General features: G+C 69.8%; 15 protein-coding genes and 1 pseudogene. 5 read left to right on the top strand and 11 right to left on the bottom strand.

Annotated features, from left to right (window positions below; genetic code table 11):
• Window positions 1–70: 70 nt before the first annotated feature.
• The 3 genes from OHA17_RS40905 to OHA17_RS40895 form a co-directional block, all read right to left on the bottom strand.
• Entirely contained in the window at window positions 71–1,306 is a 1,236-nt protein-coding gene (locus OHA17_RS40905) for a serine hydrolase domain-containing protein (RefSeq protein WP_331721408.1), read from the bottom strand.
• Between the two features lie 152 nt (window positions 1,307–1,458).
• Window positions 1,459–1,848, bottom strand: coding sequence for a DUF1048 domain-containing protein (locus tag OHA17_RS40900; protein WP_331721407.1), 390 nt, complete (start codon window positions 1,846–1,848; stop codon window positions 1,459–1,461).
• Window positions 1,849–1,850: 2 nt separating this feature from the next.
• On the bottom strand, window positions 1,851–2,180 hold the full coding sequence (locus tag OHA17_RS40895) for a PadR family transcriptional regulator (RefSeq protein ID WP_331721406.1): 330 nt from the start codon (window positions 2,178–2,180) through the stop codon (window positions 1,851–1,853).
• 806 nt (window positions 2,181–2,986) lie between these two features.
• Here OHA17_RS40895 and OHA17_RS40890 point away from each other — a divergent pair.
• Both OHA17_RS40890 and OHA17_RS40885 read left to right on the top strand, forming a co-directional pair.
• Window positions 2,987–3,187, top strand: a complete 201-nt coding sequence (locus tag OHA17_RS40890) for a hypothetical protein (protein WP_406510980.1) — start codon at window positions 2,987–2,989, stop codon at window positions 3,185–3,187.
• A gap of 183 nt (window positions 3,188–3,370) precedes the next feature.
• A pseudogene (locus tag OHA17_RS40885) lies at window positions 3,371–3,742 on the top strand (alpha/beta hydrolase); the annotation flags it as partial.
• 50 nt (window positions 3,743–3,792) lie between these two features.
• Here the strand turns inward: OHA17_RS40885 and OHA17_RS40880 are convergent.
• On the bottom strand, window positions 3,793–4,542 hold the full coding sequence (locus OHA17_RS40880; protein ID WP_331721581.1) for a dienelactone hydrolase family protein: 750 nt from the start codon (window positions 4,540–4,542) through the stop codon (window positions 3,793–3,795).
• Window positions 4,543–4,905: 363 nt separating this feature from the next.
• Here OHA17_RS40880 and OHA17_RS40875 point away from each other — a divergent pair, with 363 nt between their 5' ends.
• On the top strand, window positions 4,906–5,574 hold the full coding sequence (locus tag OHA17_RS40875; RefSeq protein WP_331721403.1) for a DUF4097 family beta strand repeat-containing protein: 669 nt from the start codon (window positions 4,906–4,908) through the stop codon (window positions 5,572–5,574).
• Between the two features lie 570 nt (window positions 5,575–6,144).
• Window positions 6,145–6,276 carry a hypothetical protein gene (locus tag OHA17_RS40870; RefSeq protein WP_406510979.1) on the top strand — a complete coding sequence of 44 codons (132 nt, stop codon included), beginning with the start codon at window positions 6,145–6,147 and terminating at the stop codon, window positions 6,274–6,276.
• A 175-nt stretch (window positions 6,277–6,451) separates the two neighbouring features.
• Here the strand turns inward: OHA17_RS40870 and OHA17_RS40865 are convergent, their stop codons facing one another.
• The 4 genes from OHA17_RS40865 to OHA17_RS40850 form a co-directional block, all read right to left on the bottom strand.
• On the bottom strand, window positions 6,452–7,300 hold the full coding sequence (locus OHA17_RS40865) for a class I SAM-dependent methyltransferase (protein ID WP_331721401.1): 849 nt from the start codon (window positions 7,298–7,300) through the stop codon (window positions 6,452–6,454).
• Window positions 7,301–7,383: 83 nt separating this feature from the next.
• Window positions 7,384–7,710 carry a DUF1048 domain-containing protein gene (locus OHA17_RS40860; protein WP_331721400.1) on the bottom strand — a complete coding sequence of 109 codons (327 nt, stop codon included), beginning with the start codon at window positions 7,708–7,710 and terminating at the stop codon, window positions 7,384–7,386.
• A 1-nt stretch (window position 7,711) separates the two neighbouring features.
• Complete coding sequence (locus OHA17_RS40855) at window positions 7,712–8,068, bottom strand: DUF1048 domain-containing protein (RefSeq protein ID WP_331721399.1); 357 nt, start codon at window positions 8,066–8,068, stop codon at window positions 7,712–7,714.
• On the bottom strand, window positions 8,065–8,391 hold the full coding sequence (locus OHA17_RS40850; RefSeq protein ID WP_331721398.1) for a PadR family transcriptional regulator: 327 nt from the start codon (window positions 8,389–8,391) through the stop codon (window positions 8,065–8,067). Before OHA17_RS40850 ends, OHA17_RS40855 begins: the two co-directional genes overlap by 4 nt.
• A 113-nt stretch (window positions 8,392–8,504) precedes the next feature.
• On the opposite strand from OHA17_RS40850, the gene OHA17_RS40845 reads away from it, so the two are divergent.
• Window positions 8,505–10,127, top strand: a complete 1,623-nt coding sequence (locus OHA17_RS40845; protein ID WP_406510978.1) for a cytochrome P450 — start codon at window positions 8,505–8,507, stop codon at window positions 10,125–10,127.
• On the opposite strand, the gene OHA17_RS40840 is transcribed toward OHA17_RS40845, so the two are convergent.
• The 3 genes from OHA17_RS40840 to OHA17_RS40830 form a co-directional block, all read right to left on the bottom strand.
• Window positions 10,021–10,611, bottom strand: a complete 591-nt coding sequence (locus OHA17_RS40840) for a methylated-DNA--[protein]-cysteine S-methyltransferase (protein ID WP_331721396.1) — start codon at window positions 10,609–10,611, stop codon at window positions 10,021–10,023. The genes OHA17_RS40845 and OHA17_RS40840 overlap by 107 nt on opposite strands.
• Window position 10,612: 1 nt before the next feature.
• Window positions 10,613–11,698 (bottom strand): MGMT family protein, encoded by a 1,086-nt coding sequence (locus OHA17_RS40835; protein WP_406510977.1) that lies wholly within the window; start codon window positions 11,696–11,698, stop codon window positions 10,613–10,615.
• Between the two features lie 749 nt (window positions 11,699–12,447).
• On the bottom strand, window positions 12,448–14,181 hold the full coding sequence (locus OHA17_RS40830) for a pyridoxal-dependent decarboxylase (protein WP_331721394.1): 1,734 nt from the start codon (window positions 14,179–14,181) through the stop codon (window positions 12,448–12,450).
• Window positions 14,182–14,225: the final 44 nt, after the last annotated feature.

Raw genomic sequence — 14,225 nt, 5'->3', positions numbered from 1 at the left:
GCCCGGAAAGGTGCCACCCCCAGCTGGCCGAGGAAGCCGGCGCCGGCCGACTCGACCAGGTAGGGCGGGGTTAGTTGTCGATTGCCTGGTAGAGGGTGGTCCAGAAGTCCTGCATGGCCCGCGCCGAGTCCGGGGTGGACATCCCGGTCTGGGTGAGCAGGATGCCGACGAGCTGGTTGTGCGGGTCGGCGTATGTCGTGGTGCCGGCTCCGCCGTCCCAGCCGAACTGGCCTATGGGCGCGTAGTCGCCTCGGTAGGTGCGCACCGTCATCCCGAAGCCCCAGCCACCGGTCTGCCCCTGGCCGTGTGACAGATGGACGACGCTGCGCGCCCAGGCCTGTAGGGCGGCTGTCTGCTCGGGCGTGAGACGGTTGGTGGTCATCAGCTCGACGGCCGGCCGCGACAGGATCCGCTCGGTGCCGTGCATCCCGTGGTTGAGCAGCATCCGGAAGTAGGCGTGGTAGTCGTCGACGGTGGAGTCGAGTCCGCCGCCGCCGGACTGGAACGCCGGAGGCTTGCTGTGCTGCCCGCCTTCGGCCTGGTCCTCCACGGTGAACTCTCCGGTCTGCGGGTCGGGGGCGTACAGCGGCGGCAGCCGGTCGATCTTGTCGGCGGGCACGTGGAAGCCGGTGTCCTTCATCCCCAGCGGATCGAAGATGCGCATCCGCAGGAACGCCTCGAACGACTGGCCGGTGACCCGGGCCACCAGCACCCCGAGCACGTCGTCGCTGACGTTGTACAGCCACCGCTCGCCGGGCTGGTACATCAGCGGGAGCGTGCCCAGGCGGCGCATCCACTCGTCCGGCTCCACCGCCGGCAGCATCCATCCGTTCTCGCCGTAGACCCTCTGCTCGAAGTACGCGCTCATCATCGGGGAGCTCATCGCCGTCGTGTCCAGCCCGAGCCCGCAGGTGGAGGTGAGCAGGTCCCGTACGGTGATCGGACGCCGCGCCGGCACGGTGTCGTCCAGCGGGCTGTCGGGCCTCTTCAGCACCTGCCGGTCGGCCAGTTCCGGCAGCCACTGATCTATCGGGTCGTCAAGTCGCAGCCGGCACTCGTCCAGCAGGACCATCGTCGCGGCGACCGCGACCGGCTTGGTCGTCGAGGCCATCCGGAAGATGGTGTCCCGGCGCATCGGCGCGCCGCCGTCATGGCGCATCGTCCCGATCGCTTCGACATGGGTCTCCTCGCCCCGGCCGACCAGGGCGACGAGTCCGGGGATCTTCTTGGACTCGACATGCGCTTCCAGTACCTCGCGCAGTCGGCGCAGACCTGCTTCGGGCAAGCCGTTGTTGCCGTTTCCCATCATGAATCTCCTTGCACGCAGTGGTCGGTCCCGACGGCGCCGCGGGCATGCGGCGCGAGGCGGCCGGCCGGGCATGACCCCGCGGCCGCGCTGTGCAGAAAGGCGATGAAAGTGGTGCTCGGCCCCCCTGGGGGCGATGCGCTGAGGCGCGATCAGACCGTCTTGTCGTCTGTTCCGGTCTCGTTACCGGCGGCGCGCTCGATCTCGTCGGTCAGCTGCTTGCGTGCGCGGGCGGGGACGTAGCCGCCCTCGGTGTAGTTCTGGACGAACGCCGCGGTGAACTCCACCGGGTCCTCCCCGACGATCTCGCGGATCGGCGTTCCGTCCGCCACGGCCTGCTCGAACAGGTCGGCGAGGTCTTCGAACATCGACGCGTTGCTGTCTTCGTCGGTCGGCACGAAGTGCATCAGGTACCGCTCGATCGCCTCGAGCGCCGTGCGGTGGTTCTCGGGAAGCTCCTTGACACGCGCCTTGTACGCCCGCCAGCGCTTCTTGGGCCCGATCACCTTCGCGATGAAGCCGCTCTTTTCCACATCGGACATGGCTACTTTCCCCCTTCGCGGAGCTGTTCCAGTCGTTCCGTGAGGAAGCTCCACGTTCTCCAGAACTCTTCGAGGTACTCCCGCCCCTGAGCGTTGAGGGAGTGCACCTTGCGTGGCGGCCCCTTCTCTGAGGGAACCTTCTCCACATCCACGAGGCCGCGCTTCTCCATCCTGAGGAGCAGCGCGTAGATGGTCCCTTCGGCGATGTCGGAGAAACCCTGCTCCCGCAGCCGTGCCGTGATCTCGTAGCCGTAGGCGGGCCGGCCGGACAGGGACGCGAGGATGATGCCCTCCAGTGTGCCCTTGAGCATCTCCGTCTCAAGCTTGGTCACGGAACACCTCCTCCCTGCGCTAGTCAGCGCTATTGAGTACCGGTACACAGTAACGCTGACTACTGGTACTTAGCAAGACAGAATAGTGGAGACGTAAGCCGACACCTCAAGTGCCCAGTTCAGCAGCATCACCGGCGGGACCCTGAGTTGGCCGCACTGCCCGTGGAGATCGACGGGCACCCGTACGTGGGCCGCGTCGCCATCCGTCAACTTCTCTGCCTATCGCCCGCAGCCCGCCACGCCTTCGACGCTCCGAGTTGAGAAACGCGTACTCAGCCGACCACACCCCCCCAGGTCCTCTCAGCGCCCGAGAACCGCTCGGCCACCGCCCGCCGTGCGCTGGCCTGGGCCGTTGGACTTCGCCCTCGCCCTCGCCCTCGCCCTCGTCGTCGCGGCCGCGTACGCGATCGGCCTCTACACCCGTCCACCAGATCACCGACGCCTGGGACGACGCGCCCCAACTGGACGTCTCGACCTGGCGTTGATCACCGGAGATGGCGACGCCATAGACAAGGCGGGCCAGTTCGCGGTGTCCCTGTGGGACCAGGTGGTCTCCGCGCTGATGCGGGGCTTCCTGCTCCTGGCGGCCACGACGTTTCGCCAACCGCTGGGAGTGGCTGACGTTCACCGGCCGCACCCTGGACAAGGCTCTTCTGGGCGTACGCCTGTCCCCGCACGCCCTCGGCCGCGCGGCCGCCCGGGCCGCCGTCACCACCCTCGCGGACGTCGGCTGCTTCTCCTTCGCCCGCTGCCTGCTGATCTCCGGCCACCCCATCTGGCTGGTCATCGCCTGGCTCGGCTCGGTCGTGGTGTTCTGGTTCAACGTCCTGTCGACGTACTCCGGCCGCACGGTGGCCGACCGCCTAGCAGGCGCGACGGTTGTGAACGCGACGTATGTCGAGACCCCGGCCCCGCCGCAGTACGCCGCGCCGGCGCCCGGCCCGTACGCCCCGATGCACCCTCAGCAGGCCCCGGCGGCCCCGCCGTACGCGGCGGCGCCCCCGTAGACCCTGCCCTCCAGTGCCGTCTGTGCGCACTCCGTACGGCCCCCGCGGCGTGACCCCGCCCGGCCTGCCGCCGTGCCCGGGACGCCACCAGCACGTCCACAGACGCCATCGTCGAGCGCGAATCACCCTCGGCGACATCACGGGCGTCCTCTGGTTGCCCGCATACGGGCCCGCTCCGGGCCCGCCCTCCAGGAGCTGCCGGAGATCGGCGCGGGTGCCCCGGTCCGCGACTACGGCCTGAACATGGGCACTGCGATCGGCACCCCGCCGATGGCGGCCGAACTCCGCATCACGGCGGCGGTCTTCGGCCTGTTCTGGCCGACCCGCTGGCCGAGACGACCAGGCGGATCACCGTCCCGATCCAGTACGACCTCCAGTGGGACGACGAGCACGTCCCACGAGAAGAGGAACCTGGCCCTGTTCGACGCGTTCGTCTCGAAGGACAAGACGCTGCACGCGAACGCGGGCCAGCACAAGGAACTGCCCAGGTTCGAGGTGGACAGCGCTGTCCACTTCTTCGTACGCCGCCTCGGCGGGCCGACAGGCCTGACCTGACGGCCCGGCGCGCGGCCATCAGCCGGGCGCCGGCAACCGTACGAGAACCCTCAGCCGTTGCCCAGCGTGCGGCCGAGGAGGGGCAGCAGCCGGTCCCAATGGCGCTGCAACCCGGCGGGATCGAAAGCTGCCGTGTCGGCCATGGTGAAACCGTGCAGGGTGCCGGGGTAGACCTCGACGCCGTAGTCGACACCGGCGGCGTCCAGCGCCTGGTCGAGCTCGGCGATGCCCTCGGCCGTCAGGTCGTGCTCGGCGAGCCCGAAATGGACCTGGGCGGTGAGCTTGGGGGCGAGGCGGTGCGGACTGTCGGGCGCGTCGGTGACCAGGCCGCCGGGGTGGAATCCGGCGACGGCGGCCACCCGCTCGGGGTGCGCCACCGCGGTACGGAGCGCCAGCGCGCCGCCCATGCAGTAGCCGACCGCGCCGACCGGCCCGGCGCTCACCTCGGGCTGGTCGGCGAGGAAGGCGAGGTACGCCTCGGCGTCGCGCAGTGCGAGTGCCGGGGTGAGCGCGTGGACCATGGGCATCAACTGGCCGAAGAGCTCGGCTCGGTTCTCCTGCCCGATGAACTCGGGAACCTCGACCACCGGGGCCGTGCCGTACCGGTAGAAGAGGTTGGGCACGAGCACGTAGTACCCGTGGCCGGCCAGCTCGGACGCCATCTCCTTGAGCACGGGTCGCAGCCCGATGGCGTCCATGTACAACAGCACGCCGGGGTGCTGCTCGCCGTGCTCGGGAAAGGCGGCGAAGGCGTCGGCCCGGCCGTCGGCGGTGGGAATCTGCAGAGTCTTGGTGGGAATGGCAGATCTTCCTTCCTGGGATTACCGCCAGTAGATCACTAGCGGCGACGAAACAGCCAACTACTCTGAGCCAGTTGGCAGTTGGGCAGCGAACTCCCGGTGCTCCCACCCTGCGACGTGGGCATTTCCCCCGGGAGGGAACGACGCACAACCTCACCGCCCACAGGCCCGGCGACGATCGAGACGCCTGTCCGTACGCCGTCGGCAGCCGCCCTCAGGACCGGCCGACCCGCCACACCGGCCCGCCTGAAGCCCATTGAAACCGCAGTAACGCCCCACTGAAACCCACCCCGCGCACTCTCTACGACATCGCGGCGAACAGCCGCAGAATCCGCAGAAGACAGCGAGTCGCAGGAGCACACCATGCAGAAGTTCGCCACCGCCGCCCCGATCACGGCCGTCCTCGACATCTCCGCCGGCCGCATCCATGTCATCGCCGCCGACAAGGTGGACACCACCGTCGAAGTCAAGCCCGCCGACGCCTCCAAGAACCCTGACGTGAAGGCCGCGGAGCAGACCACGGTCGTTTACGTCGACGGCGTCCTGCGCATCGAGACCCCGGTGAAGAACGAGTACTTCGGCGCCTCCGGATCCCTCGACGTGACCGTCCAACTGCCCGCCGGCTCCCGCATCGAGGCGAAGTCGGGCGCCGCCGAGTTCCGCACCGTTGGACGCCTCGGAGACGTCACCTTCGACGGCGCCCACGGCACGGCTCAGCTCGACGAGACTGCGAGCCTGCGCCTCACCGTCCACGCCGGAGACGTCTCGGTCGGCCGCTTGGCCGGGGACAGCGAGATCAGCGTCGCGGCGGGCGACATCCACATCGCCGAGGCTCTGCACGGCACCCTCACGCTGCGCACCGAGTCCGGCAAGATCTCCGTCGGCGCCGCCCACGGAGCCTCCGCGACCCTAGACGCGGGCACCAGCTATGGACGCATTCACAACGCCCTCAACAACATCGAAGGCGCAGCAGCCGCGCTGAACATCCACGCGACCACCTCCTACGGCGACATCACGGCCCGCAGCCTGTGAGGAGGCCCCAGCATGACCAAATCGGCCACCATGCTGGAGCCCATCAGCCCTGCGCCCGCACCAGCATGCGGGTTCGGCGCGGGCAGGACATGGGCCTCGATGTCGGTTGTAGGCCACCGTATTCGCACCCAGCTGGGGGCAGCCGGTGGTTCATGACGCCCGGTCAGGCGATCGTCGCCGACCAGGCGCCGTGCTCGTGGCGGTGGTCGATCCCGGCAACGGCGAGTTCGAGCATGGTCTTGGGGTGCATCTGCTACGAGCTGGCTGCTGTCAAGTCGCGGATGAGCCTGTACCGCACGGTCCTGGCCGAGGGGCAGCGCGAGGACTTTGAGCGCTTCCTCGACAAGGGCTTCCTGATCGGCACTGCTGGCTGCTCGCCGATGTCCTGGCCATCGGCATCCCGTACTCCCTGGTCCTCACCGGCGGCTACGCCGCCTCCCGGCACTGCACCAACGCCGATCTGGAGCGCTTCGGGCGGCGGCCGCGCGCGCAGGATTCAGCCTGCCCGACCTCCGCGACCGCCTTGCGGGCGCCGAGTGGCGGGACGAGGCGGGCTACGCCAGCTATGGCTTGAACGCGCCCCGCATCGAGGATCTGCGCAGCTGGGCCATGCCTGGCGACGACCCGGACACCCGGCTGTGCGCCGAACAGGACCCCGACCACGCCCCGTGCCGCACCGGCATCGTGGGCCGGGCAGCCTGAGTTGGAGCTGTTCGTCATCAGCCTTGTCAGCCTTTGGACGATCGATTCCAAGCGGTTCAAAGGCGTCCAGTGGTCGTAGGCGGTCAGCGTGCGCATGAACGGCCGGCCGCGCATGAGCCTGGCTCCACTTATCGGAGCCCCTTGGAATCGATCATCCGGGGAACCGTGAGGCGCGCTACCGGCGGACCGCCGAGATCAGTCCGCCGGGCCGCTCCTCGTGTTGCGGCGGGGTGTTGATCGGGCGGCCGTAGGCGGCCGCGCGGTCGCGCAGGGTGTGGCTGTCGGCTTCCCAGCCGTGCCCGGACAGCCAGTCCACCGGGTCGTCGGGCATCTCCGAGACCCACATGGACGCCGCCGATCCCGGCGCGGCGTCCGCGCCGAAGCGTTCGATCACGCCGCGCGAGCCCAACGTCAGGCCCATCCGACTGCCTGGCGCCGATTGCGCGCTGATCCGGGCCAGCAGCAGCTCCACCGCGTCCTCGGGCAGATAGATCAGCAGTCCTTCGGCGATCCACACGGTCGGCGCCGCCGGGTCGTGACCCGCGGCGGCCAGCGCGGCCGGCCAGTCCTCACGCAGATCCACCGCGACGGTGATCCGCTCGCAGCGTGCGACGGCCCGCTCCTGGCGCAGCACCGAAGCCTTGAAGTCCAGTGGCTCGGCGGTGTCGACCTCGAACAGCCGGGTGCCCTTGGGCCAGTCCATCCGGAAGGCCCGGCTGTCCATGCCGGCGCCGAGCAGCACGACCTGCCGGATCCCGGACGCGACGGCCTGCCGCAACAGGTCGTCGAGGAACTTCGTCCTGATGACGATGGAGAACGACACGGCCAGCCGGCGGCGTCGCGCAGCCTCGTCGTCGGGCGGCGGCGAGGCGGGCCACAGGCCGCCGGCGGTGGCGAAGGCCTGTGCCAGTGGGTCGCGGAACAGCGCGTTCGCCCGCTCGCTCTCCAGCGCCCGCACCCTGGCCACCCCCACCGCCGTGGCCCACACTCCCGACGGCTGCACCCGCTCCTGCTCATCAGTCACCGCGCCAGCCTAGGTGACCGCTCCCGAGGGGGTGCGAGGACCCCGCGCCGGTTCACTGCGCCCGCGGCACGGGGCGGCCGGTGCTACTTCTTCGCCGTGCCAGGGTGCTTGCCGATGGACTCCTGGTAGGCGTCCGCATGGGTGGGGGAGTCCTTGACCAGGTCGTCGCAGAACGCGGCGACGTCGTGGCCGATGAGTTCCAGGACCCCCTTGCCGGCGGCGGCGCCCTCCTCGAAGAAGTCGACGATGCCGGGGAGCAGGGGGCCGTCAGGCAGGTCGACCGGCCCGACCTTGAACAGGTACCTCTGCATCTCCTTGTAGACGATCCGGTAGTCCGGCGGGAGCGCCTTGACCCGGGCCGTGTGCGCCCGCCACTGCTTCTTGCCCTCGATGATGTCCTGGATGCTCATGTCAGCCTCCCAGCCGGCCCAGTTTCCTTGCGACGTTCCTGTTCAACTGCTGGCGCCACCGGTCGCGATAGGTCCGGGCCCCTTCGCCGCCGGCCAGCGCCGTGCAGAAGCCTCGGATGTCGTCGCCGAGCACCTCGTGGGCGCTCTGCCCGTCCGCCGCCGCTTCTTCGAGCAGCCCCAGGGCGGCGTCGACGATCGGCGTCAGGTTGCGGCCGCTGAAGTCCCCATGGGGAAGGAGGTGGCCCTTGATCTGTTCCCACGCCGCCCGGTGGTCGTCGGGCAGGGCCTCGGCCCGGGCTTCGAACGCCTTCCATTCCCTGGTGAGATCGCTGCCCGTGATGGTCTCCCAGAAGTTCATCTCCCGCCCTCCTTGAGCCTGTCGATGCGTGATGAGACGTACTGCCATTTCGCCCAGAACTTCGCGAGTTCCTCGCGTCCGGCGCCGTTGAGCGCGTAGAACTTGCGCGGCGGACCGACCCCGGACGGTCGTCTCGTCACCTGGACGAGCCCGTTCCTCTCCAGACGCAGCAGGATGGTGTACACCGTCCCCTCGATGACGTCGGTGAAGCCGAGCTCGTTCAGCTGACGGGTGATCGCGTAGCCGTAGGTCTCCTCCCTGCCGATGATTTCGAGCACGCACCCTTCGAGCGTGCCCTTCAGCATCTCCGTCAGGTCGTCCATCGTGATCCCTCCTCAACCCCTCGGTACTGCGTGCTACCGAGTACCGCAGCTATACGGTACCACCGAGTAGTGGAGGGGGGTAGTGCTTCCGGCGGCCGCGAGCCCGGGGCTGAGTGATCCTGACCGACCCGCACAAGCGGCTGACCTTTCGTCAAAAAAGCTACCGCCAGTGCGGTTTGTCACAGCGAAACAGATCGGACAGCAGGATTCCGGATTTTGGCATCGCATGGACCGGATTTGAAGTTCGATCCGAAATATTGAACATCCGATGGGGAGGAATTCGCCGACGGGATGCCAGACGGGCAAAACACCGGGCGGTATTCATCATTCCTCCGCAAGCTGCACCCGACCTCCTTTTATGCAGGGAGGCTTGCCTTGTGCTGCACGGTCCCCACAGGGTGTTGGTGGTGTCCGATGCAGACGGGGGAGAAATGGTTTCGGTACCCACGGGGGCTTCGCGCTGCCCGATTGTCATCGATGCGTCCGGCCAGGATATTCATGCGGAGATCGCCCGGATACGGGAACAGGGTCCGGTGGCCGAGGTCGAACTGCCCGGCGGGGTGAAGGCCTGGTCCGTCACCTCGTACGAGGAGATCCGTAAGCTGCTTGTCGATCCGCGGGTTTCCAAGGACGCCTATCAGCACTGGAATGCGTGGCGGTCCGGCGAGGTGGGGCCCGAGTGGCCGCTCGCGATCTGGGTGTCGGTGCAGAACATGGTCACCGCCTACGGCGAGGAGCACACCCGGCTGCGCAAGCCGGTGGCAACTGCCTTCACCGCGCGGGGAGTTACGGCTCTGCGGCCCCGGGTGGCGGAGCTCACCGAGGGCCTGCTCGACGAGCTGGCGGCGCTTCCCGCAGGCGAGGCGGTCGACCTGCGCGAACGGTTCGCCCACCCCTTGCCGATGGCGGTCATGAGTGAACTCTTCGGAATCCCCGGGCACTGCCACGGGGCGCTGCACCGCATCATCAAGACGTTCTTCTCCACCGCCATCACACAAGAAGAAGCGCAGGACAATGTGCGGTTGCTCTATGCGACGATGGCCGATCTCGTGGCAGAGAAACGCCTCGCACCGGGCGAGGATCTGACCAGCCTGCTGATCGCGGTGCGCACCGACGACGGGGCCGCGCTCAGCGAGAAGGAACTGATCGACAATCTCATTCTCCTGTACACCGCGGGATATGAGACCACGGTCAATCTGATCGACAATGCGGTGGCCGCGCTGCTTTCGCGTCCCGGTGAGCTCGACCGGCTGCGAAAGGGCGAGGCGCGGTGGGCCGACGCCGTGGAGGAGGCGCTGCGGCTCGATGCGCCCGGAGCCCATTCCGTGCTGCGGTACGCGGTCGAGGACATCACGGTGGGCGACACGCTGATCAGGAAGGGGGACGCGATCATGGTGTCCTATGCCGCGGCCGGCCGGGACCCCCAGTGGCACGGGCCCGAGGCCCACCGCTTCGACGTCACCCGGCCCACCCGGCGCGACCACCTCTCCTTCGGGCACGGCACCCACTACTGCCTGGGCGCCCAACTGGCCCGCATGGAGGCCGAGATCGGGCTCTCCCGCCTCTTCGCACGCTTCCCCGGCCTGACCCTGGCCGTCGCGCCGGACGAGCTCAGGCCCCAGTCGTCTTTCATCTCCAACGGGCATCAGGAGCTGCCCGTACACCTCGCGCCAGTGGCCTGCCCTCCAGGTCCAGGAGGTACTGCTTCGCCCGCAGTCCGCCCGCGTAGCCGGTGAGCCGTCCCGTGGAGCCGACGATGCGGTGGCACGGCAGGATTACGCACAGCGGGTTCGCCGCGAGCGCGGTGCCCACGGCCCGGGCCGCCGTGGGCCGCCCCATGGCGGCCGCCAGCTCGCCGTAGGTCGCGGTCCGCCCGTACGGGACGAGGCCGCCCAGGGCGGTGACGGCCTCCCGCGTGAAGAGGGGCGCCAGGCGCAGGTCGAGAAGGAGCGAGAACTCCCGTGACCGGCCGCCCAGATACGCCTCCAGCTGGGCCCCGACCTCCTCCAGGGCCTCGGTGGTGACCGCGCTGTGCAGGATCTGCCCGCACCATTCGGGCGCGGCGCGGGCCATGCGGCGCCGCACCGCGACCGGCGGGGCGAACCCGCAGTAGACCAGCGTGCGGCCGGCCACGGCGAGCGTCAGCGGCCCGACGGCGCTCGGCCGGACCGAGATGTGGACCAGGGCGGGCGCGCCGGGCCGCCGGGCACGGATTCTCACCTCACGCCTCCTGGCGGGCGGCCGCGACGGGGGTACAGCCCGGGCAGGGCGCGAAGCCGGCGCCGCGCGCCTGCCCGGCGCCGCTGAAGAACACCTGGTGCTCGGGGCGGCCCTCGCCGCGCGGGCACGTCGGATGGCAGTAGGTGCGGGTGGCCGTGCTGCCCACGAAGCGCACTCCGCGCCGGGTGAGTCCGTCGAGCCGCGGCAGGTCCATCCCCTCGGCGGCGCGCAGGATGTCGCCGGTGTGGCAGGGGTAGGCGGCGTCGCAGGGCGTCCCGCAGTCGTGGGTCGCGCGGTGGCACGGGACGAGGACGGGAAGGGGGTTGCGCGCCAGCGCCCCCAGCACCGTGGCGCGCGCCCCGCCCGCCGGCAGCCGCGCCGTGCGGGCGATCCAACTCACCGGCCGCAGCTGCCCGTTGGGGATGGCGCGCACGGCCTCCAGGACGGCCCGCTCGTGCGGGTCGAGCCCGGACAGGTCGACCCGCAGGTCTCGCACCGTCCCGGTCCGCAGCAGCGTGTGCAGCCCGGCGGGGGAGAGCGACGTGCGGATCGCGGAGCGCCCGGTGCGCGCGCGGTGCGTCGCCTCGAACACCTCGGCCGTGACTCTGTGGGTGTGCAGGGCGGTGCCCGTCACCGCCCCCCGGCCGAACGCCACGAACAGGCCGCCCGCGGCGGCCTGTTCGCGTACGTAGCTGTCGTAGCCGGCGCTGGGGACGCCGGCCCGCTCCAGGGCCTGGGCGGCGAAGTCGGTCCGCACGGCCGCGCCGAGGAGCGGCAGCGCGCGGACCGGCTCGGGGAAGGCCGGGAGCCAGTCGCGCGGGCCGTCCGCGGCGGCGGCCAGGCGCCGGCGGAGCTCGCTCAGGCCGCGGGACACCTGCGCCTTGACGCTGCCCGCCGGACAGCCCTGGACGTGGGCCGCCTCCGCGTAACTCAGCTGTACGACGTGCCGGAGCACCACCGCCGTACGGATCTTCTCCGGCAGCCCGGCCAGCGCCGCGCACAGCTGCCCCTCGGCGTCCTGACCGACCTCCCCGGCCACGGCGGACGGGGAGGCCAGCGCGTGCCACCGTTTCAGGGCGAGCGTCATCAGCCAGGGCCGCGGGAGCGGGCCGGGCTGATTTCCCGCACAATGCGTGCGCAGCGTCGCACGGGCCTCAAGGAATACGTCTCGCCCGGCGGTGTCGGCGACCCGCGCAGAACCGGAGATTCGGTGCAGGAAAACATGCACCGCATCCGTGTGGACCCTGACCAATTCGATGAATTCGTCGTCGGGATCCGCAATCGCCGTACGGTTCGGCCCTTGCGTGATTTCCTGCTCCGTGCGGGCCGCCGGCCCCTGCGCGTTCATCGCGGGGTGCGGCAGCAGCGGCGGCGGGCGGTTGCCCGGGGCAGGCAACCGCGGTGTCCGGCGGGGCGCGATGCCCTGGTCGTACGGGTGGTGGCCGGGCCTGGGCGGCAGGGTGTCGCCGCGCGGGGTGCCTCATGAATGGCCGCGCAGTTCCGGGACCACAGGACGATTTCTCCCTTGTCCACCGGGCTCTCCCTCCCTCGTTTTTCTCTTGTAGAACACTCGGCCTTGCTGAACTCGGCTTGCAGAACTCGGCCTTGTCGAGCGCGGTCCTGCCGCACGCGGCGACAATGGCGGCTGGGTGCGACCGTATGAGGGGGGAGATATGGATGTCAACGGAAACCCGTGCTTCCGAAAAAACAAAACGATGAGTCGAATTGGTACGCACCGGTACGGAAAAAGAAAGGGGGTTAATGGTCTCAGGGGCCGGCCGGTGCAGCGGCCGGCCCCTGAGGACTGGGAAAGCGATCGGTTGCGGTGGCGCCCGGCTACGGCACCGGCGACTCGATCATCGACTCCATCAGCCGGTTCAGCTGGTCGCGCGTCGCCGCGTCCACCGGAGCCGGAGCCGGGGCCGGGGCGGAGGGGAACGCGCCGGGCTGGCGCAGGTCGAAGATGAGGTCGTCGACCAGCTCGCGGGTGAGGTGCCGCATGGCATAGAGATGGACGTACGTCCGGGGCGCCCCGTCGACCTGGACCGTCTCGCAGGCCAGCGAGTAGCGTCGCACGATGTCCGCGCGGGGCTGGCGGAAGCGCACGGTCAGCGCCTGCGGGCTGCGGGCCACCCACAACGGCCGGCCGAGCTGGTCCTGCAGGGTGAGCAGCCGGTCGTGCGCGTACCCGGCGAGGCGGTCGCAGTCCGCGGCGAGGCGGGCCTGGTCGTCGTAGGAGTGCCGGGCCAGGTAGTCCCACATCAGGAGCGCCGAGAACCCGTTGCGGGAGCCCGCGAACGTGGTGTCGGCGGCCCCGATGTACTCCGAGGACTTGGGCGGCGTCATCTGCAGACCGGTGCGGGTCATGAACACCCCGCAGGCCCACGGCGTCCCCATCCACTTGTGGCCGCTCATCGTCAGCGAGTGCACGTCGGCGAGCCGGAAGTCGAACACCGGCGGGGCCTCGTCGACCATGCCGGCGTCGCGGGCCATCTCTAGGTAGGGGGCGTAACCGGCGCCCAGCGCCCCGTCGATGTGCAGCCAGTAGCCCGACCGCTCGTCGTAGTCGCTCTCGTTGCCGCGTTCGCGGTAGACCCGCCGGTTGTCCAGGCCGTACTCGGTGCAGATGTCGCGGACGGTGCGGGCCACGGCCTCGACGTCGTCGTAGGCGCCCTTGAACGTGGAGCCGTAGTTCAGGCTGACCAGGATCGGATAGCCCTTGCTCGCGAAGAACCGCACCAGGACGGCGAGTTGGCCGATGTCGATGGCGCCGTCCGAGGTGGAGGGCACCTCCGCCGGCCAGGGCGCGCCGGGGTCGAGCGGGTTGTCGTCGGGGTAGCGGGCGGTGCCGATGGTGTGGAAGGTGTCGATGGCCAGGGCGCGCACCGCCTTGGTCAGCGAGTAGTGGGTGTCCTCGGAGAAGAACGCGACGGGGTGGAAGGCGTGCGGGCTCTGCCCCTCGCAGCGCGGGGCCTGCTCGTACGTCAGGGTGCCCGAGCCGGGGGCCTGCTGGCGCCGCACCTTGCCCGACAGGTAGTCCCGGGCGTTCCACAGGCCGTAGAGGTTGCCCTCGCTGGAGCCCATGGTCAGCAGGTAGCCCCAGTACGAGTCGGGGTCCTCGGCGTTGTGCGGCCACTTCGCGTTCCACAGCGAGGCGAAGTAGTCGAGGACCGCGCGCTCCAGGACCTTGGAGTTGAGGGTGTACGAGCTCGACTGGTAGGGGTCGCCGACGTTGTTGAGGTGCCGGTTGAGGTAGTGGGCGAGCCGTTCCTGGTAGTCCAGGTCGCTGGTGACCTGGTAGCCGGCGAAGTGGTGGGTCTGGGTGTCGATGTGGGCCCGGAAGAGGGCCTCGGCTTCGGCGTACTGCTCGGGGTCCAGGCCCCCGGGCGGCAGTTGCACCTTGGCGTAGGGCACCTCGGGCACCGTGATGTAGGCCGCGCGGGGGTCGCCCGAGGGCGGGGAGACGTTCGGCAGTCCACCCACGACCCGCAGGCCGCTGAAGGTCTTCTGCCACGGAGTGTCTTCGGGACCGAAGGGTATGTCCACGTGCTCTTCGGCGTCGTGTGCCATCAGGGCTGGTCCTTTCGCTGCGCGGCTTCCCGGTGCGCCGACCA

This window comes from Streptomyces sp. NBC_00212 (genome assembly GCF_045206365.1).
GTDB lineage: Bacteria > Actinomycetota > Actinomycetes > Streptomycetales > Streptomycetaceae > Streptomyces.
Note: the sequence above shows the minus strand (reverse complement) of the source record. Positions and strands in the feature narration are given on the sequence as shown.